Source organism: Streptomyces sp. SAS_281 (assembly GCF_052542855.1).
Genome location: NZ_JBMNDO010000057.1, coordinates 29,246 through 48,359, shown reverse-complemented (window position 1 = coordinate 48,359; position 19,114 = coordinate 29,246). Strand labels below are relative to the sequence as shown.

At 72.9% G+C, this 19,114-nt stretch carries 13 protein-coding genes and 1 pseudogene; 6 read left to right on the top strand and 8 right to left on the bottom strand.

The features are described from left to right. Positions 1-1,876, bottom strand: a pseudogene (locus ACN6LM_RS21835) (discoidin domain-containing protein); the annotation flags it as partial. 463 nt (positions 1,877-2,339) lie between these two features. Between ACN6LM_RS21835 and ACN6LM_RS21830 the strand changes: the two are divergent. Continuing rightward, positions 2,340-3,782: a helix-turn-helix domain-containing protein gene (locus tag ACN6LM_RS21830; protein WP_445067055.1), complete on the top strand. Its 1,443-nt coding sequence runs from the start codon at positions 2,340-2,342 to the stop codon at positions 3,780-3,782. 56 nt (positions 3,783-3,838) lie between these two features. Here the strand turns inward: ACN6LM_RS21830 and ACN6LM_RS21825 are convergent, their stop codons facing one another. Beyond that, on the bottom strand, positions 3,839-7,321 hold the full coding sequence (locus tag ACN6LM_RS21825; RefSeq protein ID WP_445067059.1) for a M28 family peptidase: 3,483 nt from the start codon (positions 7,319-7,321) through the stop codon (positions 3,839-3,841). Between the two features lie 330 nt (positions 7,322-7,651). Between ACN6LM_RS21825 and ACN6LM_RS21820 the strand changes: the two genes are divergently transcribed. Together ACN6LM_RS21820 and ACN6LM_RS21815 are read left to right on the top strand one after the other, a co-directional pair. Further along, positions 7,652-8,572: an oxidoreductase gene (locus tag ACN6LM_RS21820; protein ID WP_445067054.1), complete on the top strand. Its 921-nt coding sequence runs from the start codon at positions 7,652-7,654 to the stop codon at positions 8,570-8,572. Then, positions 8,569-9,561: an aldo/keto reductase gene (locus ACN6LM_RS21815; protein WP_445067053.1), complete on the top strand. Its 993-nt coding sequence runs from the start codon at positions 8,569-8,571 to the stop codon at positions 9,559-9,561. Before ACN6LM_RS21820 ends, ACN6LM_RS21815 begins: the two co-directional genes overlap by 4 nt. Here ACN6LM_RS21815 and ACN6LM_RS21810 read toward each other — a convergent pair whose 3' ends face one another. The 3 genes from ACN6LM_RS21810 to ACN6LM_RS21800 all read right to left on the bottom strand — a co-directional run bounded on the left by ACN6LM_RS21810 (position 9,562) and on the right by ACN6LM_RS21800 (position 12,056). Beyond that, positions 9,562-10,644, bottom strand: a complete 1,083-nt coding sequence (locus ACN6LM_RS21810) for a serine/threonine-protein kinase (protein ID WP_445067058.1) — start codon at positions 10,642-10,644, stop codon at positions 9,562-9,564. It abuts the gene before it with no gap. 207 nt (positions 10,645-10,851) lie between these two features. Then, on the bottom strand, positions 10,852-11,325 hold the full coding sequence (locus ACN6LM_RS21805) for an Lrp/AsnC family transcriptional regulator (protein ID WP_164398671.1): 474 nt from the start codon (positions 11,323-11,325) through the stop codon (positions 10,852-10,854). A gap of 140 nt (positions 11,326-11,465) precedes the next feature. Beyond that, complete coding sequence (locus tag ACN6LM_RS21800; protein WP_445067052.1) at positions 11,466-12,056, bottom strand: lytic polysaccharide monooxygenase auxiliary activity family 9 protein; 591 nt, start codon at positions 12,054-12,056, stop codon at positions 11,466-11,468. A gap of 320 nt (positions 12,057-12,376) precedes the next feature. Here ACN6LM_RS21800 and ACN6LM_RS21795 point away from each other — a divergent pair, with 320 nt between their 5' ends. Both ACN6LM_RS21795 and ACN6LM_RS21790 read left to right on the top strand, forming a co-directional pair. Beyond that, the gene (locus ACN6LM_RS21795; RefSeq protein ID WP_445067051.1) at positions 12,377-13,873 is read left to right on the top strand and encodes an FUSC family protein; all 1,497 of its coding nucleotides are present in this window, start codon (positions 12,377-12,379) and stop codon (positions 13,871-13,873) included. A 124-nt stretch (positions 13,874-13,997) separates the two neighbouring features. After that, a complete protein-coding gene (locus ACN6LM_RS21790) occupies positions 13,998-15,044 on the top strand; it encodes a lactonase family protein (protein ID WP_445067050.1) in 1,047 nt (348 codons plus the stop codon). A 61-nt stretch (positions 15,045-15,105) separates the two neighbouring features. Here ACN6LM_RS21790 and ACN6LM_RS21785 read toward each other — a convergent pair whose 3' ends face one another. Together ACN6LM_RS21785 and ACN6LM_RS21780 are read right to left on the bottom strand one after the other, a co-directional pair. Then, positions 15,106-16,029, bottom strand: coding sequence for a sirohydrochlorin chelatase (locus ACN6LM_RS21785; protein ID WP_445067049.1), 924 nt, complete (start codon positions 16,027-16,029; stop codon positions 15,106-15,108). Positions 16,030-16,167: 138 nt separating this feature from the next. Further along, entirely contained in the window at positions 16,168-17,178 is a 1,011-nt protein-coding gene (locus tag ACN6LM_RS21780; RefSeq protein WP_445067048.1) for an N-acetylglucosamine kinase, read from the bottom strand. Positions 17,179-17,261: 83 nt separating this feature from the next. Here ACN6LM_RS21780 and ACN6LM_RS21775 point away from each other — a divergent pair, with 83 nt between their 5' ends. After that, positions 17,262-17,939, top strand: a complete 678-nt coding sequence (locus tag ACN6LM_RS21775; protein WP_445067047.1) for a uracil-DNA glycosylase — start codon at positions 17,262-17,264, stop codon at positions 17,937-17,939. 16 nt (positions 17,940-17,955) lie between these two features. Here the strand turns inward: ACN6LM_RS21775 and ACN6LM_RS21770 are convergent, their stop codons facing one another. Further along, positions 17,956-19,044, bottom strand: a complete 1,089-nt coding sequence (locus tag ACN6LM_RS21770) for a WD40/YVTN/BNR-like repeat-containing protein (RefSeq protein ID WP_445067046.1) — start codon at positions 19,042-19,044, stop codon at positions 17,956-17,958. Between the last annotated feature and the right edge of the window lie 70 nt (positions 19,045-19,114).

Here is a 19,114-nt window from a genome sequence, read left to right as displayed (position 1 = left end):
CCTTCTCGTTCTGGAAGAAGATCGTCCTGCCGTTCTCGCCGGACCAGCGGACGTCGTACTTGTTGAAGTGTTCGACGAAGAGTCCGGTGGCCAGGACGTTGTCGCCGTTGACCTGGAGGCCGTAGTCGGAGCGGTTGGTCTCCCAGCCGATGCCCTCGCCGTGGTCGGCGCGCCAGAGCCAGGTGTGGTCGATGATCGTGTCGTTGCTGTTGATCACCATGCCCGTGGTCGCCTTGCCGGCGCCCGCGCCGCCGACCCGGACGAACACGTCCTGGACGCTGGTGGGGTTGGCCGCGTGGCTCGCGGAGGCGCCCTCGGGACCGACCTGCACGAGGACCTGGGAGTTCTGCGGTCCGGCGTCCACGAGGAGACCGGCCAGCTTCACGCCGTCCACGTCACCGACCTTGAGGGCGGTGACCCCGTTGTCGGGGATGATCGTGGCGAGGCCGAGGCCCAGCACGACGGTGTTGGCGCGGTCGATGTTGATCGTCTGGTTCACGTGGTAGATGCCGGGCGTGAACAGCAGGTGCAGGCCCTGCTGGACGGCCGCGTTGATGGTGGCGGCGGTGGCCCCCGGCTTGACGACGTAGAACTGGCTCAGCGGGATCGACTCGCCCTGCGGGGTCCCGCTCCAGGAGACACCGCGCGCGTTGGTGCGCTTGGCGGGGGCGAACACCTTGTAGTCGTTGCCGTCCAGGTAGAGGAACGGCTTCTCCCGGGAGACCGGGGTGTTCTGGAGCGTGGTGTACGGGGGGTTGGGGAAGCTCTGCGCCGGAGCGCCCTCGACGCCGGAGAACGTCATGTTCCAGACGCCGTTGCCCCAGCTGCCGACGGAGCTGTCGCGGGTGTACCACTGCTGCTGCGAGTACGGGCCCACCTGGCCGTCGATCTTGCTGTCGGCGATGTACCCGCCGCTCGCCCAGCCGTAGCCGTTGGGGGCGAGGTTGAGGCCGCCCTTGACGTGCATCCGGCGGAACGGCGCGGCCTGCGAGACCGCCCAGCGGTCGGTGCCGCTGACCGGGTTCAGCGCCAGGTTCTCCGCCGAACGCCAGAAGTTCTGCGTGGCGTTGCCGTTGAACCAGCCCGCGTCCACGGTGACATCACCGTTGAACGTCGTGTCGTCGGGCTTGAGGCCGAGGCCGGCGATCGACGTGTAGAAGCCGATCTGCGCGTTGATGTTGTTGTACGTGCCGGGCTTGAAGAGCAGCGCGTAGCGGCCGTTGCCGAACTGCGCGGACTCCTGCTGGTGGAAGATCTCGTCCACCTTGGCCTGGATGCCCGGCGTCGACGGGTCGAAGACCAGGACGTTCGGGCCGAGGTCACCGCCGCCCGGGAGCTGCGGGCCCCCGTCGCCGCCGGTGGTGCCGAACACCTGGAACTCCCACAGCGAGTAGCCGTACCCGGTGGCTCGGGCGGTGCCGGTCAGCCGCACGTAGCGGGCGGTGCCCGAGACGTTCAGCGTCTCGTTGCCGCCGGGACCCGTGGTGGTCGAGTAGGCGGTGCTCCACGTGTTGTTGTCCGTGGAGAACTCGATCTTGTAGCTCTTGGCGTAGGCGGCCTCCCACTTCAGGGCGATCTGGCTGACCGAGGCGGAGGTGCCCAGGTCGACCTTGAGTCACTGCGGGTCGGAGAACGCACTCGACCAGCGGGTGCCGTTGTCGCCGTCGACGGCGGCGGTGGCGGGGGTGCCGGCGCTCTCCTGGCTGGACGTGGTCACCGTCTTGCCCTGCGAGAGCAGGGAAGGGGCCGCGTTGGCCGCGGTGGAGGGTACGAAGGCGAGAAGTGAGACGACGAGACCGGCGACGGCGGCCAGTACGCCGGTGCGTCTCCTTCCGGTCGAAGGTGCGGTTCTGCGGAGCGAGGGGGGTCCATACATGGGGGCTTGTCTCCTGAGTCGCGGAACGGGTGCACGACACGAAGCCGGAGAGCGCTCTCTCCGGCCGATGGGGATACTTCACCCTGGCTCACGACGCGTCAATAGGTGTGCGGCAACAGCTTGTTCACGTGGCCTTGCGAACAACAGTTGACGACGGAAAGCTCACGAGTGTCCGCCTTGCGACCATCTTGCGGGTGCTGCCGCCTGCGAGCTGACGCCCCGTCGGTTCAGGTGATGACGGGGCGCGTACGGGGAGTGAGGGCGGCCGAGCTGATCGTTGCCACCGCAACCACCGGGCGTGCGGATCGGACACGCGGGCCCCTCGGCCGCCAACCCCCGCGCCTGTTACCGGACATGTTGTCCCCGCCCCCGGGACAGCGGCCCGGCCCGTCGCTATTCTCCGGGGCATGAGCCGTGAGCGTGGCGCGAGAAGCAGCCCTGACCAGGCGCGACGAGGCCCGGGGTGACCGAGGCGACGGGCCCCGCGCCCGCGGACGCACGGGCTGTCCAGGCATGGCGGGCGTTCGGCACCAGGCTGCGCGGATGGCGCAGGCGGGCCGGTCTCACCCAGGCCCAGGTGGGCGCCCGGGTCGGCTACGACCACACCGCCATCAGCAAACTCGAACACGGCAGCCGCCGCACCCCGCTCCCGCTGGCCCGCCGCCTGGACCAGCTGCTGCGGGCGGGCGGTGACCTCGTCGCCGCCTGCGAGGAGGCCGAGGCGGGTGACCGGTCGCCGGCGGCCCCGGCCGTGCCCGGACCCCCGCCCGACCCGGTCCGGCAGTACCCGCTGCCCGGCGAGCCCGCCGGCGGGGAACTCCCGGCGATGCTGCCCCCGGGCACCGTCCTGCCCGGACGGCTGCCGGCGTACGGCCTGGTCTGCCCGCTGCACGGGCGCGACGGCTGCGCGGTCCCGGCGCTTGACGATGTCGTCGCCCTGCACGCGCGGTTCTGCGCTCCGGGGCACGACGGCACCGGCCACCCCGCCCTGGACACCGACACGGTGCACGCCCTGACCGCGCTGCTCGCCGTCTGCCTGCGCGCCGACGAGGAGCGCGCCTGGCCCGGAGCGACCGCCGTGGTCGAGCGCACCCTGCACGCGATGCTCCGCTGGATGGCCCTCCCGGCCGCCCCGTACCAGCGCCAACTCGCTCCGCTGGCCGCCGAGTACGCGCAGTCGGCCGGCTGTCTCAGGCTCCTGTGGGGCCGCAACGGCACGGCGATGGCCTGGCTGGACCGCTCCCTGGTGTGGGCGGCCATGTCCGGCCACGTCGGCGTCCGGGTCGCGGCGCTCAGTGACATGAGCACCCTGGCCAGGCTGGAGGGCGACGGCCCCTCCGCCCTCGCGTACGGCGAGGCCGTCCGCCCGGCAGCGGCGGGCCGCCACTGGGCGGGAGCCATGAGCGACCTGTACCAGGCACGCGGCCACGCGGTGCGCGGTGACGCCCACCGCACCCTGCACCACATCGCCCGGGCCTGGTCGCAGATGGATCTGGCCGGTGAGCGGGACGAGGCCGAGGCGCCCTGGCTCTCCGTCGCCTCCGTGCGCCTGCGGGTGGAGTCCGGCGCGGCGGGCGCCCTGCGCGACCTCGCCGCCGCGACGGGGGAGCGCCGGTACGCGCTGCGCGCCCTGGACGCGGCCGGCAGCGCGATCCGGCTGCTGCCTCCGGGCCTGCACTCGGCCCGCAAGCTGTTCCTGGCCCGCACGGCGGACGCGTACGTCTGCGCGGGCGAACCGGCCGCCGCGGCGGCGGTGGCCGGACCGGTCCTGGACAGCACCGTGGTGCACCCCGCGACCCTGCTAGGCCAGGAGCTGCGCGGACTGTACGGGCGGCTGGCCGGCCGCTCCGACCGGTGCGCGGAGACGGAGGACTTCGTCCGCAGGCTGGCCGCCGTCGTCCGCTGAAGCGCAGGGCGGGGCGTGTGGTCCACGCCCCGCCCTCGTCCCCACGCCTCCGGCGGTCAGCTCACGTCGAGGGCCACGTCGTCCACGACGAAGCTGGTCTGCAGGTAGGCGTCCTCCTTACTGGTGAAGCCCAGCGTCACCGTCTGCCCGGCGGCCGACGCGACATCGAAGGTCCGCAGGACGTAGCCCCCGGCCGCATCGAGGTTCGAGTACGTGGCCAGCGTCCGGGACCCCAGCTTCACGGTGAACGTGTCGTACGCGTTCCCGTCGGGCGTCTCGGCGGTGTCCGTGCGCAGATAGAACGAGAGCCGGTACGACGAGCAGCCGGCCGGTACGGTCAGCGACTGGGTGGCGGTGTCGCTGTGGGTGCTGCCCCAGCCGCCGAACCACGCCTGGTAGGAGCCGCTGTGCGCGGGCTTCTCGGAGGTCCGGTTGTTGATCACACCGTCGGTCTGCGTCCACGGCGCGGTCCCGTTCTCGAACCCGCCGTTGGTCACGACCTGCCGGGGCTGGCAGTTGCCGCCGCCTCCGACCACCAGCGAGTAGGTGGTGGTGTGGGTGGCGGTCCCGGTCCCGGTCACGGTGAGCGTGTACGTACCCGCCGCGGTCTGGGCGCTCGCGGAGACCGTCATCGTGGCCGACGAGCCCGACTGCACCGACGTGGGCGAGAAGGAGACGGTCACACCGCTCGGCGCACCGGACGCCGACAGCCGCACACTCTGAGCGTCGCCGCTGGTGGTGGCCGTGGACACGGTCGCGGTGACCGAGCCGCCCGGCTGGACGCTGCCCGAGACCGGGTTCACCGAGACGGAGAAGTCGTCGCCGGGCGCGGTGGAGCCCACGGCGGACTTCCACAGCGTGTACGCGACCCCGTCGGCGCTGCGGTTCAGCGCGGTGGCGCTGATGTTGGCGGTGGTGTCACAGGAGGAGTGGTAGCACGGGTCGTACGAACGGCCCGCCGTGCCACCCCACTTGGACGCCTGACCGGACGTCTTGGTGTCACTGGCCCCGGTGGCGTACCCGGAGGTCGCGACGCCCGCCTGCTGGAAGGAGTAGTCGTCGGAGCGGCCCTGGCCCTCCACGTTCTCCTCCGGGGCGAGCCCCAGGGAGTCCCAATACGCCTTCATCGGGGCCGACGCGGCGGAGTTGATGTTGTTGATGAAGTAGCCGCCGTTGACCGAGGCCACCATGTCGAAGTTGTAGTAGGCGGTGATGGCGCTGCGCTGTGCCGAACTCAGCTGGCTCACGTAGTACTTGGAGCCCTGGAGGCCCTGCTCCTCACCGTTCCACCAGGCGAACCGGACGTGCTTGGTCATGGTGGGGTTCTGCTGGGCGAGCGCGAGCGCGTTCTCCAGCAGGGTGGCGGAGCCGGAGCCGTTGTCGTTGATGCCGGGTCCGGCGGACACACCGTCCAGGTGCGCGCCGAACATCACGGTGCTGTCGGCGGGTCCGCCGGGCCAGTCCGCGATGAGGTTCGTGCCGGTGTAGGTGCAGGTGGCGCAGGTCTGCTCGGTGACGGTGTAGCCGGCCGCCTGGAGCTTGCCCTTCACATAGGAGAGCGAGGCGTTGTAGCCGCTGCTCCCGGCCCGCCGGTTGCCGCCGTTCTGCGAGGCGATGGTGCTGAACTGTGCGAGGTGTGCCTGCACCTTGGCGACGTCGATGTCGGGCGGGGTGCCGCCGGGCGTGCCGCCGCCGTCGTTGACGGTGAGGGTGTACTGCGCGGTGTGGTCCTGGGTGCCCGCGCCCTTCACGGTGAAGGTGTAGGAGCCGGGGGCGGCGGCCGACGTCGTCGACACGGTCATGGCGGAGGTGCCGCCGGACTGCACCGAGGCCGGGCTGAACGAGGCGGTCACCCCGCTGGGCAGGCCGCTCGCGGACAGGTTCACCGTCTGGGCGCTGCCGGAGGTGACCGTCGTACGCACGGTGGCCGTCACCGAGCTGCCGGGCTTCACCGAGCCGGACGCCGGGTCCAGGGACAGCGAGAAGTCGTTGTCGCCGCTCGGCGAGCAGCTGGGTTCACCGCTCTGCGTGGGGATGCTGACCGCGTCCCACGCCGCCTTCGCGCGGTTGTACAGGGTGCAGGTGGCGTCGAGGTTCTTGGCCGCGGTCAGGGTGGCCGTGCGGTATCGCTTGTAGGTCATGCCGCTGGTCTTGAGGAGCATGCCGCCGTAGAACACCTTGCCGGCGTCCTGGATCCCGACGCCGGTGACCGTGGAGTTGTTGCAGGTGGGGCTGGAGGGCTTGCCGCCGCCGGGGTTCGAGCCCTCGGCGAGCAGATAGAACCAGTGGTTCAGGGGCCCGGCCGCCGCGTGCTCCTCGGTGTTGGGTATGGAGGAGCTGTAGCAGTTCGGGTCGCCGATCTGGCCGGGGTTGTACATGACCCGGATCGGCCCGTTCCCGACCAGGTTGATCTTCTCGCCGACGGTGTAGTCCGGGTCGTCGTACGGGGCGGGCTCGTTGGTGTACGCCTCGGTCAGTGCGCCCATGATGTCGCCGGTGGCCTCGCCGAGCCCCGACTCGTGGTTGGCGCCGCCCGGTGTGTACTGGTCGATGCCGTGGCCGAACTCGTGGGCCACGACGTCCATGGCGCCGATCCACTGGTTGGCCTGGTTGTGGCCAATGGAGACCGTGGAGCCGTCCCAGTAGGCGTTGACGTCGTTGAGCCCCACCTTGACCGGCCAGCTGCGGCCGTTGCCGTCGTGGCCGTTGCGCCCGAGCCAGTCGCGCAGCATGTCCCACTCGTGCTGGGCCGCCCACATCACGTCGACGCAGCCGGTCTCCTTGCTGGAGGCGCTGCCGTTGCCCCAGGAGTCGGTGGACTTGGTGAAGACGCTCCCGGTGCTGTAGTCGGCGCAGCTGAGGCCGGTGCGGCTCGGGTCGCGGAGCGAGTAACTCCCGCCCGACGACGTGGTGTTGATGGTGAGCGGACTCGGCCCGTTCCACTGGCTGCTGCCGGTGCCGGCCCGCACGTCGTCGTAGCTGTCGAGGACGGCGCCGGTGCCCGCGTCCACGAACACGTGCAGCCGGCTGGGCGCCTTCGCGGTCCGGCCGGTGAGCACGGTCTCCCAGGCCAGCCGGGAGCGCTTGCCGGTGGCCCGGACGACGAGCCGGTGGCTCTCGACCTTGTCCACCGTGCGCAGTTGCCTGCGGGAGGCGGCCTCGGCGGTCTTCGCCGAGACGGTCGCGGTGGTGGGCACGTTGATGCGCCGCGAGACCGCCGACTGCGAACCGCGTACCCGTCCCTCGGAGTCGGCCACCACGACGGCGTCCCCGCCGACGACGGGCAGGCCGCGGTAGGTGCGCTCGTACGCGACGGAGTAGAGGCCGTTGACCCACGGCGTGACCATCCGGCGCTCGTAGCGCTCCTCCGGCCCCTTGGCCAGGGTGTCGAGCCCGCTGGCAGCGGCCTTGTCGGCGGCCGAGACGGCGGTGTTGAGTGCCTTGGGGGCGGGCGGCGGTGCGGGGTCCGCCGAGGCGGACGGGCCGCTGACGGCGACCAGCATTCCGGCGAGGACGGCCAGGGTCGTCCCGGCCGTCATCGGTCTGCGTTTCATCGAGGCTCCTCATGGTGTCCGTGATCGAGCGACCGAACACTCACATGTGGTCATGACCCCGTCAACGAACTGCGGGCGCCCGCAAGGGAGTTGGCAAGTCTCGTCAAGTCGGACGGGCGTGCCGCAGGATGCGCATGCGGAAAAAGGGGATGGACAGGCGGGGAGGCGGAAGTTATCCTGCACTCTCACCAGAACGGTGATCTACACGTAACTGTCGAGGCGAGCATATCACTGAACCGGCATACGTGCAAGCATTTCTGACCCTCCTCATGAGTCCCCTCTCTTCTCGCCCGCCCTACAAGGAAGGCGCCAGCCTTGACCTCGCACCCCCTCGCCGCAGCGGCCGCCGGCACCTGGCGGCTCGGTGATCTGACCGTCAACCGGATGGGCTTCGGCGCCATGCGGCTGACCCAGAACGGCCGGGCGCTCAGTGACGAGCGCACCCCGCACGACCGGGACCGGGCCGTCGCGGTGCTGCGCCGCGCCGTCGAGCTGGGCGTGAACCACATGGACACGGCCGCCTTCTACTTCTCGCCCCTGCGTTCGGCCAACGAGCTGATCAACCGGGCGCTCGGTCCCTACCCGGACGACCTGGTCATCACCACCAAGGTGGGCCCGGGCCGCGGCCCCTCCGGCGACTGGCTCGACTGGGCCCGCCCCGAGCAGCTGCGCGGCCAGGTCCAGGAGAACCTTCGTCAGCTCGGCTGCGACCACCTCGACGTGGTGAACCTCCGGATGAACGGCAACCGTCCCGTCTCCGACCTCTTCGGCGCCCTGGCCGAGCTGCGCGAGGAAGGGCTCATCCGCCACCTGGGCCTCTCCAACGTCTGGCCGGAGCAGATTGCCGAGGCCCGCGCCATCGCACCCGTCGTCTGCGTGCAGAACCGCTACGGCATCGGCGAGCGGCGCGGCGACTCCCAGGAGGTCCTGCACCTGTGCGGTGAACTGGGCATCGCCTTCGTCCCCTTCTACGCCATCGCGGGCGCCGGCCGCGAGGCCGGGGCCGTCGCCGAGCACGAGGCGCTGACCGACGTGGCCCGCGCCCACGGCGCCTCGCCCGCCCAGGTCCGGCTGGCCTGGACCCTCCAGCAGGGCCCGCACGTCCTGGCCATCCCGGGCACCGGCAACCCCGCCCACCTGGAGGACAACGTGGCGGCCGGTGCCCTGCGGCTGACCGACGAGGAGATGGCACGCCTCACCGCGCTCGGGCAGGCCGCCGGGGCGGACGTAGCATGATCCCCATGGAACAGCGCGAACTGGGCAGGACCGGACGCAACGTGTCGGTCGTCGGACTGGGCACCTGGCAACTCGGCGGGGACTGGGGCGAGGTCCGCGAGGAGGACGCCCTCGGAGTGCTCGACGCCGCCGCCGAAGCGGGGGTCACCTTCTTCGACACGGCGGACGTCTACGGGGACGGCCGGAGCGAACAGCTCATCGGCCGCTATCTGAAGGAGCGGCCCGACGCCGGGATCTTCGTGGCGACCAAGATGGGCCGCCGCGTCGACCAGGTGCCCGAGAACTACGTCCTGGACAACTTCCGCGCCTGGAACGACCGTTCCCGCGCCAACCTGGGCGTCGACACTCTCGACCTCGTACAGCTGCACTGCCCGCCCACCGCGGTCTACTCCTCCGACGAGGTGTACGACGCGCTGGACACGCTCGTGGCCGAGCAGCGGATCGCGGCCTACGCGGTCAGCGTCGAGACGTGCGCCGAGGCACTGACGGCCATCGCCCGCCCGGGGGTGGCGAGCGTCCAGATCATCCTGAACCCGTTCCGCCTCAAGCCGCTGGACGAGGTCCTGCCGGCGGCGCGGGCGGCCGGGGTGGGCATCATCGCCCGGGTGCCGCTGGCCTCCGGTCTGCTCTCGGGCAAGTACACCGCGGACACCGTCTTCGCACCCGAGGACCACCGCACCTTCAACCGGCACGGCGAGGCGTTCGACCAGGGCGAGACCTTCTCCGGCGTCGACTACGGAACGGGTGTGGCGGCCGCCGGCGAGTTCGCCGCGCTGGCCCCCGAGGGGGCGACCTCGGCGCAGACGGCGCTGCGCTGGATCATCCAGCAGCCGGGCGTCACCAGCGTCATCCCCGGCGCCCGCTCGACGGAGCAGGCACGGTCCAACGCGGCCGCCGCCGCGCTCGCGCCGCTTCCGCAGAGCACGCTGGACGCGGTGCGCGACCTCTACGACCGGCGGTTCCGCGCGACGGTCCACGACCGCTGGTAGTCACCGCCCGGAGAACAGGCTCATCCCCAGGAACACGGCCGCCAGGAAGGCGATCGCACCCGCGATGGCGCTGGCCACCCTGGGCCGGCGCCGGATCGCCTCGCCGGCGGTCCGCCGCCGGCCCTTCCCGGTCCGGGCCGCCGCACGCCGTCCGTGCCCGCCAGGTCCGTGAACGGTCCCCTGCCCCGCCGCTGCCTGCGGCAGCCGGTACGTCGTCGGCGCACCGGAGTCCGCTCCGGGCAGTGGGGCGGGCGCGGCGGGGAAGTGTGCGGGGGCGGGCGCCCGAGCGGGCTCCGGGTGGTGCGGCGGCAGCGGTTCCGGCCGGCCCCGCCAGGCGTCGCTGTGGAACCAGTCGGCGACCTGCTGGGCGGTGGGCCGCTCCTCCGGCTGCTTGGCGAGGAGGCCGAGCAGGTACGTGTCGAAGGCGGCGGGGACGTCCACGCCGCGGCGGCGCAGCGGCACCGGAGGCGTGTCCACGTGCTGGTACAGGGTGGCCGTCGCGGTGTCCGAGCGGAACGGCGGCTCGCCGAGCAGCAGTTGGTAGACGACACAGCCGAGCGAGTACATGTCGGACGCGGCGTCGGCCGTGCGGCCGAGCGCCCGTTCCGGGGCGAGGTAGAGGCTCGTACCGACGATCTGGCCCGTCGTCGTCAGCGCGGCGGACGGGTCGTCCACGAACTGCGCGATGCCGAAGTCCCCGATCTTGACGGTGCCTTCGCCGTCCAGCATGAGGTTTCCGGGCTTGATGTCGCGGTGGACGATGCCCTGGCGGTGCGCGGCGGCCAGCCCGGCGGCGGCCTGCCCCGCGATGTGGGCGGCCTGTTCGGGGCCCAGCCTCTCCTGGGCCAGCAGCAGATCCGCGAGGCTCCGGCCCTCGACCAGCTCCATCACGAGGAAGAGCCGGTTCTCCCAGGCCCCGAAGTCGAAGACGGCCACCAGATGAGGGTGGCTCAGTCGGGCGGCGGTCTGGGCCTCCAGGCGGAACCGGGCGGTGGCCGACTCGTCGGCGTGTTCGCCGAGGAGCAGCTTCACGGCGACGGCACGGCCGAGGATTTCGTCGGTGGCCCGCCAGACCTCACCCATCCCGCCCCGGCCGATGGCGGATATCAGCCGGTACCGACCAGCAACCAGCACCTGTGCACACCAATCTCGATAGCCCGGCCTCGCACGGCCCGGACCGAGGACCGCTTCGACTGCCGCGGCGACGGCCTCGCCGGGGCGAGAGCGGGGTGGGGGGAGCGCGGCAAGATCAGGATATCCGGCGCGCGGACCCCGTACGACCGGCCCTCCTCAACGGGCGGCGCCGCCCAGCGATTCGACGAGGGGAAGCAGCCGGTGCGGCACGCGTTCGCGCAGGGCGACCTCGGTCCGGGTCCTGACCACGCCGGGCAGTCGGATGAGCCGTTGGATGACGTCCTCCAGGTGCCCGTTGTCCCGGGCGACCACCCGGGTCAGCAGGTCGCCGCCGCCCGTGGTCGAGAACGCCTCGATGATCTCGGGCACGGCGGCGAGCGCGTCGCCCACCTCGTCCAGGTGGCCCTGCGTGACCTCCAGGTGCACGAAGGCGAGGACGGGGTGGCCGAGTGCGGCGGGGGAGAGGAAGGGGCCGCTCCCGGTGATCACGCCGTCCCGCTCCAGCCGGTCGATGCGTGCCTGGAGGGTGCCCCGGGCGATGGACAGGATGCGTGCGTACTCGCGCACGCTCGTCTGCGGCTGCTCGATGAGCAGCCGCAGGATACGGGTGTCGAGCGCGTCCACCGCCATGCTTCGCCGGCCTCTTTCGGTGCGTCCTCCGGGGGCCAGCGACTGTATCAACGGCCTCCGTGCGCGGCGGGCCGCGCGTCACCGTCCCGGCCGGATGTGCCCCGCGCACGGGCGGGTGGCGCGGGGCACGGACCGGACGGTCAGAACTGCACGTCGGAGCAGGCGTAGAACGCGTTGCCGGTGTCGGCGATCGTCCACACGCCGAGAATCAGGTGCTTGCCGGACTTCTGCGGCAGTACGCCGGAGTGGCTGACCGTCGAGCCGGGCAGCCGTCCGCCGAAGGGCACCGTGAGGAACGGCTGCGTCTCCAGGTCGGCCCGGGTGAGCGGCTTGGCGGGGTCGTAGCCGTCCTTGGTGATGTAGTAGCGGAAGTCGGTCGTGGCGTGCCGCGCCTCGATCCGCCAGTTGAACGTGTAGTTCTGGCCGGCGGTGACCTTGGTGGCGGGCCAGGCGCCGCCGCGGGGGTCGTCCAGCTCGGAGAAGCGGCCGATGCCGCCCGAGCAGATGTGGCCGTCGGCGGGGCCCCGGGTGGGGAAGCCCTTCGGGCCCTCGACGCTCGGGGGCTCCCACTGGATCTGCCCGCAGCGCTTGACGGTGCCGATCCCGCAGAGCTGCTGCCGGCTGATGGGGGAGTCGGTGTAGCCGTGGCTCTGGGCCGGGGCCGAGGTGGCCAGCAGGGCCGCACCGGCGACCGCCAGCCCGGCCAGTAACGAAGTGATCCTTTGGCGCATACGTCGCTCCTGGAGATGTGGGGTGATGTCCGGAGAGTGCTGCGGTCTAGACCAAGGGTGAGCGTAGCGATGGCAATTTGACATGTCTAGACCAAGGAAAGGCGGGTCGTGGGCCGGCTCCCCGGTGGTGCTGGTCCGTTGGCTGGTGACTGGTCCTCCAGATGGGCGGTGAAGTAGGCCAATGGCCCAGCGGATCGAGTTCAATTTGAGCCAACCGCCCTCCGGATGGTCTGATGTATCCGTCGATGGCGCTGCGGACCTCCGCGGCGCCTTTTTCGTGCCTGGAGGGAGAGCCGGTGAATCGGAGTGGGGGAGCGGCAGTGCTGAGGAAAGCGTTCGTGGCCCGGGACCCGGGACGGCTGCGCCTGCGCTTCGCGTCCCGCGCGGTGCTCGGCATCGGACTCGCCGTCGTGGTGTGCGGGCTCGTCGGCCACTCGCTCGTGGCGGCCATCACCGGCGGCCTGGCCGCGCTGCTCGCCCTGTTCACCGTGACCGACCCCACGGTCCGGGGTCAGGCGGTCACCACCGCGCTGCTGCCCGCCGTCGGCTTCCCCGTACTCGCGCTCGCCGCCGTACTCCACGATCACCCGCTCGCCCGCGACACCGCGTTCCTCGCGGTCATGGGGGCGGGGGTCTACGCGAGGCGGTGGGGGCCGCGCGGGCACTCGCTCGGCATCTTCGCCTTCATGGCGTTCTTCACCACGCAGTTCCTCCACACGCTGCCCGGGCAGCTGCCCGCGCTCTACTCCGCCGTCGCCCTGTCCCTGCTCTCGGCTTCGGCCGTCCGCTTCGGCCTCTGGTGCTACGAACGCCGGCTGACCGCCCCCGCCGCACCCGTTCCGCCGCCCTCCGGCACCGGTCTGGCCAGGGTCACCACCCGCCAGGCCGTCCAGGCGGTCACCGGCGGAGCGGTCGCGCTCATGGCCGGGCAGCTGATGTCCGACCAGCGCTGGTACTGGGCTGTCGGCGCCACCTGGTGGGTCTTCGTGAACACCGCCTCGCGCGGCGAGACCCTGGTCCGCGGCTTCCGCCGGGTGCTGGGCACCCTCATCGGCATCCCGGTCGGCCTCGCCGTCGTCGTCCCGCTGCACGGGGCGCCCGTGCCGACCGCCCTCGTCGTCGCCGCCGGGGTGTTCGGGATCTTCTACACGGCCGCGGTCTCCTACACCTGGATGATGCTCTCGGTGACGGTCATGGCCGGCGCGCTCTACGGCTCGCTGGGCGTGCTCGACCCCGGGCTGCTCGCCCTGCGGCTCGGCGAGACCGCCGTCGGCGCGCTCGGGGCGATGCTCGCGGTGCTGTGCGTCCTGCCCGTCACCACGCACGCCACGACCGACGCCTGGATCCAGCGCGCCCTGCGCTGCGTGCACGCCTGCACCGAGGAGGCCGCCGCCCGGCTCTCCGGCTCCGCCACCGCCGACCCGGCCCCGCGCGTCGCGGAGCTGGAGGCGCTCCTCGGACGCGTCCGCCTCTCGCTCGCCCCGCTGGTCCACCCGCTGAGCCCGCTCCGCGCCCGCCGGGCCCGGGCCGGACACGTGCTGGCCCTCCTCGACGAGTGCGCCCGCGAGGTGCGGGGCCTCGCCTCGGTGGCCGCCGACCCGGAGGCGTCCCACGACGCCCGGCTCGCCGCCGCCTGCTGGCGCGTCGAGAACGCGGTGGAGGCGCTGACCGGCCGCACGGCCGTCGCGTCCGCCGTCCCGGCGCACCTCGCCGCCACCGAACCCGCCCTCGCCCATCTGCACAGCCTGGAACGCGCCCTCGCCGAACTCGCCGCGCCGCTGCACAGCCCGCCGAGCGCCCCCCTGGTCACGGCCTGACCGCGTCCGGGCACGGGCCCGACCCGGCACCCTTGGTCTAGACCGCACTGTCGCACTGCTACCGTCGCGGCGAAAGATCACGACGGCCACGTCCGCCGCGCACAGCCGGCGGGGAGGAGCAGCGGTGGACAGCAGCAACGGAGCGGGACGGGCATTCATCGGGTCGTTCACCTCGGCGGGCGGACGGGGCGTCACCGTCGCCGCCGTGGACGCGGAGACCGGCGCGCTCACCGTCCTGGGGGCCACGGACGCCGTGCCCGACCCCTCCTACCTGGCACTCGGCCCCGGCGGCACGGTTCTCTACGCGGTCAGCGAGACCGAGCCGGGTGGTGCGGCGGCTCTCGACGTCAGCACGGACGACCCCCGTCCGCTCGGCGAGGTCCGGGCGGTGGACGGCGACGGCCCCACCCACCTCGCCCTCGCGGCCGGCCACCTGGTCACCGCGAACTACGGCTCCGGCAGCGTCAGCGTGCTGCCCGTCGCCGGGGACGGCACCCTCGGCCCGGTCGCCGCGGTTCTCGCGCACGAGGGCGGCGGACCGGTCGCGGACCGCCAGGAGGGCCCGCACGCCCACCAGGTGCTGCCCGACCCCTCCGGGGCCTGGCTGCTCAGCGTCGACCTCGGCACCGACTCGGTGCGGGTCTGCGCGGCCGACCCGGCCACCGGCGTGCTGCGCCCGCACGGCGAGACGGCCCTGCGCCCCGGCACCGGCCCGCGCCACCTGGCCTTCCACCCCTCGGGCCGCCACGCCTACGTGCTGAACGAGCTGGAACCCACGCTCACCGTGTGCCGCTGGGACGCCGCCACAGGCGTCCTGGAACCGGTCGGCGAGGTCCCGGTGCTGCCCGAGGGCGTGGCCGTCGAGAGCTACGCCTCCGAGGTCGTCGTCTCCCACGACGGCCGGTTCGTGTGGGCTGCCAACCGGGGCCACGACAGCATCTCCGTCCTCGCGCTCGACGCGACCGGTGAGAAGCCGTCCCTGGTCACGACCGTGGGCTGCGGCGGGCACTGGCCCCGCGACCTCGCCCTGGACCCGGCCGGGCGCCGGCTCTACGCGGCCAATGAGCGCAGCGGGAACGTCGCCTGGTTCACCGTCGACCCGGAGACCGGTGTCCCGGCCCACGGGGGCACCCTGGACGCCCCGGCGGCGTCCTGCGTGGTCTTCGGCTGAAAACGGGTGAGGCCCCGGCCCGGACTGCCGTCCGGGCCGGGGCCTCACGCATGCCGAAGAATCAGCGGGCCTGCGCCCCCTGGGCCACCGGGGGAACGATCCCGAGGGCCGACGTGTACATCGAGAGGACCAGCCTGCCGATCGCCGGGTACGCGCCCAGCGGCTCCGCGCTCGCGCAGCCGGCCTCCTTGGCCGCGGCGTCCAGCAGGCCCTCCGCCACCTCCGGGCCCACCAGGTACGGCGCCACGGCCAGCTGGAGCGAGCCGGAGCCCTTCAGCTGATCGGCGATCGCGGCGACCGAACCCTCCACGTCGAGCGCGGCGGCCATCACCGGCACCGCGAGCCGGGCCGCGAGCAGCATGCCCGTGATCCCCGCCGCCTGCACGGCCTCCTCGCCGCCCACCGTGGCGAGCACGATTCCGTCGGCGGCCGTCGCCACCGTGAAGAGCCTGGCCCGGTCCGCGCGGGCCAGCCCGGCCTCCGACAGCCGCACGTGCAGCGCCTCGGCCAGCAGCGGGTGCGGGCCGAGCACGTCGGTCAGCTCCGCCGGGGCCTCGCTGCCGGTGATCGCCTGACGTATCCGCTGCACCAGCGAGCTGTCCGGGCCCGCGAGCAGCGGGACCACCACGGCGGCCGGGCCCTCGGGCTCGGCGACCTCACGGCCCACGGCCAGCGCCTGCTCGTAGCGCGCGGTGCGCTCGGCGGCGGAATGCGCGATCACGGAGGCCAGCGCCGGGTACTCGGCGTCGTCCCCGTCCACGTAACCGATCAGGGCGTTCAGACCGGGAAGCTCGGAACGGGCGATGCTGATGACCTCTTCGGCCAGAGCGCGGCTCGTCGAGGAGGGGGTACCGGGGACGGCGAGAACGAGCGCGGCAGCGCCCTCGGGTGCGACCACGGGCTCCGGGCGGCGGTGCCGTCCGGACTGGCGAGGTCGCGGCATTCGTACAGGCAGGCCGGAAGCGGGCCCAGTGGGGGTGCTCATGGCGCCGCATGCTACTGGTTTTGGACGGCGCCCTGCGCGGGGAGGGTCCGGTCGAGCGGCCTCTGTCCGCTTTTATCCGATCGGCGGCTTACCGGCCGACTGCCCTGATCCGGTGCGGCCGTCCGTCCGCCCCGCACCCTACGCCACGGGCCCGGGAGCCGGAAGGCAGAGCAGCGTCGGGTGGTGCGGCAGCCTGAGCCCTCCGGTGTCCAGGGCCTGGGCGATACGCAGCGCACCGATCAGGGGATCACCCGAACCGGGGACGACCCGTGCCCGGGGCAGCAGTCGCGCCAGCTCCTCGCGCAGCGGTACGAGCAACGGTTCGCCCATCCGGAACAGCCCGCCCGTCAGAGCGACTTCGCAGGCGTCCTCGTCCGCCTCCGCCTCCGGGCACACCGCCGCGGCCGCCTCCGCGATGTGTGCGGCGGCTCCCCGCAGGATGCCCTCGGCGACCGGATCGCGGTCCGCGCACGCGGCCACCTCCGGTGCGAACGAGGCCAGCAGCGCGGGCCGGTCGGCGCGCGGGTAGAGCAGACCGGGCAGCTCCTGAGGCGGCCCGAACACCGCTTCCAGCCGGGCCAGCAGCGCGGGTGAACCGCCGCGCCTTCCGTCGTACGCGCGCATCGCGGCGTCGAGCCCGGCCCGCCCGATCCAGGCACCGCCCCCGCTGTCGCCCAGCAGATGCCCCCAGCCGTCCGCCCGCCGCCACCGTGTCAGGTCCGTGCCCAGTGCGATCAGCCCGGTGCCGGCGGCCACCACCACGCCGGGCCGCTGCCCGACCGCCCCGGCGTACGCGGTCACCGCGTCCGCCGCCAGCGCGATCCGGCGCACCCCCAGCGCGTCCGCCAGAGCGCCCGGCAGTTCGGCGCGCAGCTCGTCGCCGAGCGTGGCCATCCCCGCGGCGCCGACCGCCGCGGCGGTGATCCGCCCGCCGGGGACGTGCTCGTCGAGCAGGCCGCGTACGGCGGGCAGCACCTGCCCCAGGAGGTGCGCGGCGTCGATGCCGCGCGGTCCCGTGCGCACCGGACCCCCGCACGTGACGGTGGCCGGCGGGGCGTCGGCCTCCGCCGTCCCCAGCGCCACCCGGAGCCCGGAGCCGCCCGAATCCACGCCGAGTACCAAGGCGCCCGGTTGTCGGTGTGGCGTCATGGACCGGCTCCCGGGGCGTAGAGGTGAGGGACGGGCAGCACCCTATCCCGGGGCACCGCGCTGCGCCGGTAGGGTGATCTTCCGTGACAGCGCGACCGTTGAACGAAGTAGTCGAGCCCGGCTGGGCCGACGCCCTGGCCCCCGTGGCGGGGCGCATCGCCGCGATGGGTGATTTCCTGCGCGCGGAGGTCGCGGCCGGCCGCACCTACCTCCCCTCCGGGGCGAACGTGCTGCGCGCGTTCCAGCAGCCCTTCGAGGACGTACGGGTCCTGATCGTCGGTCAGGACCCCTATCCCACACCGGGGATGGCGATCGGGCTGAGCTTCGCGGTTGCCCCGGACGTCCGCAGGCTGCCGGGCAGTCTGGAGAACATCTACCGCGAGCTCAACGCCGACCTCGGCCTGCCCCGGCCGTCGAACGGCGACCTGACCCCGTGGACCCGTCAGGGCGTGCTGCTGCTGAACAGGGCGCTGACCACCGCGCCCCGTTCGCCCGGCGCCCACCGCGGCAAGGGCTGGGAGGAGGTCACCGAACAGGCCATCCGCGCCCTGGCCGCCCGGGGCAAGCCGCTGGTGTCCGTGCTCTGGGGCCGCGACGCCCACAATCTGCGGCCCCTGCTCGGCGACCTGCCGGCCATCGAGTCCGCCCACCCCTCCCCGATGTCCGCCGACCGCGGCTTCTTCGGCTCCAGGCCGTTCAGCCGGGTCAATGAACTGCTCGTCGCCCAGGGCGCCCAGCCGGTCGACTGGCGGCTTCCGTAGGAGAATTCCGCAGGACTCACACCTCGACCGCCGCCGCCCGCACGCACAGCACGTCCGGGAGATGGGAGGCGAGCTGCTCCCAGCTGTCCCCGTCGTCCGCGCTCGCGTACAACTCGCCGTTGCGGTTGCCGAAGTACACCCCGGCCGGGTCCGCGTCGTCCGTGCAGAGCGCGTCACGCAGCACCGTGCCGTAGTGCGCGCTCTCGGGCAGGCCCGCCGACAGCGGCTCCCAGTGGGCGCCCGCGTCGGTGGTCCGGTAGACCCGGCAGCGGTGCTCGGCGGGCACCCGGTCGGCGTCGGCGTTGATGGGGAAGACGTACGCGGTGTCCGCCCGGTGCGGGTGGGCGGCCACGGCGAAGCCGAAGTCCGAGGGCAGGCCCGCCCCGATGTCCGTCCAGTTGCCCCCGGCGTCGTCACTGCGGAAGACGCCCCAGTGGTTCTGGAGGTAGAGGCGGTCCGGGTCGGCCGCGTCCCGGCTGACCTTGTGCACGCACTGGCCGAACTCCGGGTCCGGGTCGGGCAGGAAGACCGCCGAGACCCCCTTGTTGGCCGGGGCCCAGCTCGCTCCGCCGTCGGAGGTCCGGAACACCCCGGCGGTGGAGACCGCGACCGTCACGGCGCGCGCGTCCCGCTCGTCGGTCAGGATCGTGTGCAGCCCCTCTCCGCCTCCGCCGGGCACCCACCGCGAACGCGTCGGGTGCTCCCACAGCGGGCGCACCAGCTCGAAGGACCCGCCGCCGTCCTCGGACCGGAAGAGCGCGGCCGGTTCCGTGCCCGCGTAGACCACGCCGGGCGCCTCGGGCCCCGCCGGCTGCAACTGCCACACCCGCTCCAGCGAGGTCCCGGTGAACTCGGGGAACTTCACCGCCGGGGTCTTCGGCTCGACCCAGCTCGCACCCAGGTCGTCGGAGTGGAAGACGGACGGGCCCCAGTGCGCGCTGTCCCCGCCGACCAGCAGCCGGGGCCGGCCGCCCCGGGTGTCGATGGCGACCGAGTAGATCGCCTGGGCGTTGAAATGCGGGCCCTCGAACTCCCATGCACCGCCGCGCCTGCGGCCGATGAAGAGCCCCTTGCGGGTGCCCACGGTAAGCAGTACCCCGGTCATGACCGAACCTCCCGAAACGCCGTTGTGCCGGATATCGGTCAGTCTGCACCCCGGCACTGACAGCGGCCCG

Coding starts and splice junctions, on each gene's coding strand:
- ACN6LM_RS21825 (WP_445067059.1), bottom strand. CDS start 7,321: ATGACGGCCGGGACGACCCTGGCCGTCCTCGCCGGAATGCTGGTCGCC.
- ACN6LM_RS21815 (WP_445067053.1), top strand. CDS start 8,569: ATGATCCCCATGGAACAGCGCGAACTGGGCAGGACCGGACGCAACGTG.
- ACN6LM_RS21810 (WP_445067058.1), bottom strand. CDS start 10,644: ATGGGTGAGGTCTGGCGGGCCACCGACGAAATCCTCGGCCGTGCCGTC.
- ACN6LM_RS21805 (WP_164398671.1), bottom strand. CDS start 11,325: ATGGCGGTGGACGCGCTCGACACCCGTATCCTGCGGCTGCTCATCGAG.
- ACN6LM_RS21800 (WP_445067052.1), bottom strand. CDS start 12,056: ATGCGCCAAAGGATCACTTCGTTACTGGCCGGGCTGGCGGTCGCCGGT.
- ACN6LM_RS21785 (WP_445067049.1), bottom strand. CDS start 16,029: ATGAGCACCCCCACTGGGCCCGCTTCCGGCCTGCCTGTACGAATGCCG.
- ACN6LM_RS21780 (WP_445067048.1), bottom strand. CDS start 17,178: ATGACGCCACACCGACAACCGGGCGCCTTGGTACTCGGCGTGGATTCG.
- ACN6LM_RS21770 (WP_445067046.1), bottom strand. CDS start 19,044: ATGACCGGGGTACTGCTTACCGTGGGCACCCGCAAGGGGCTCTTCATC.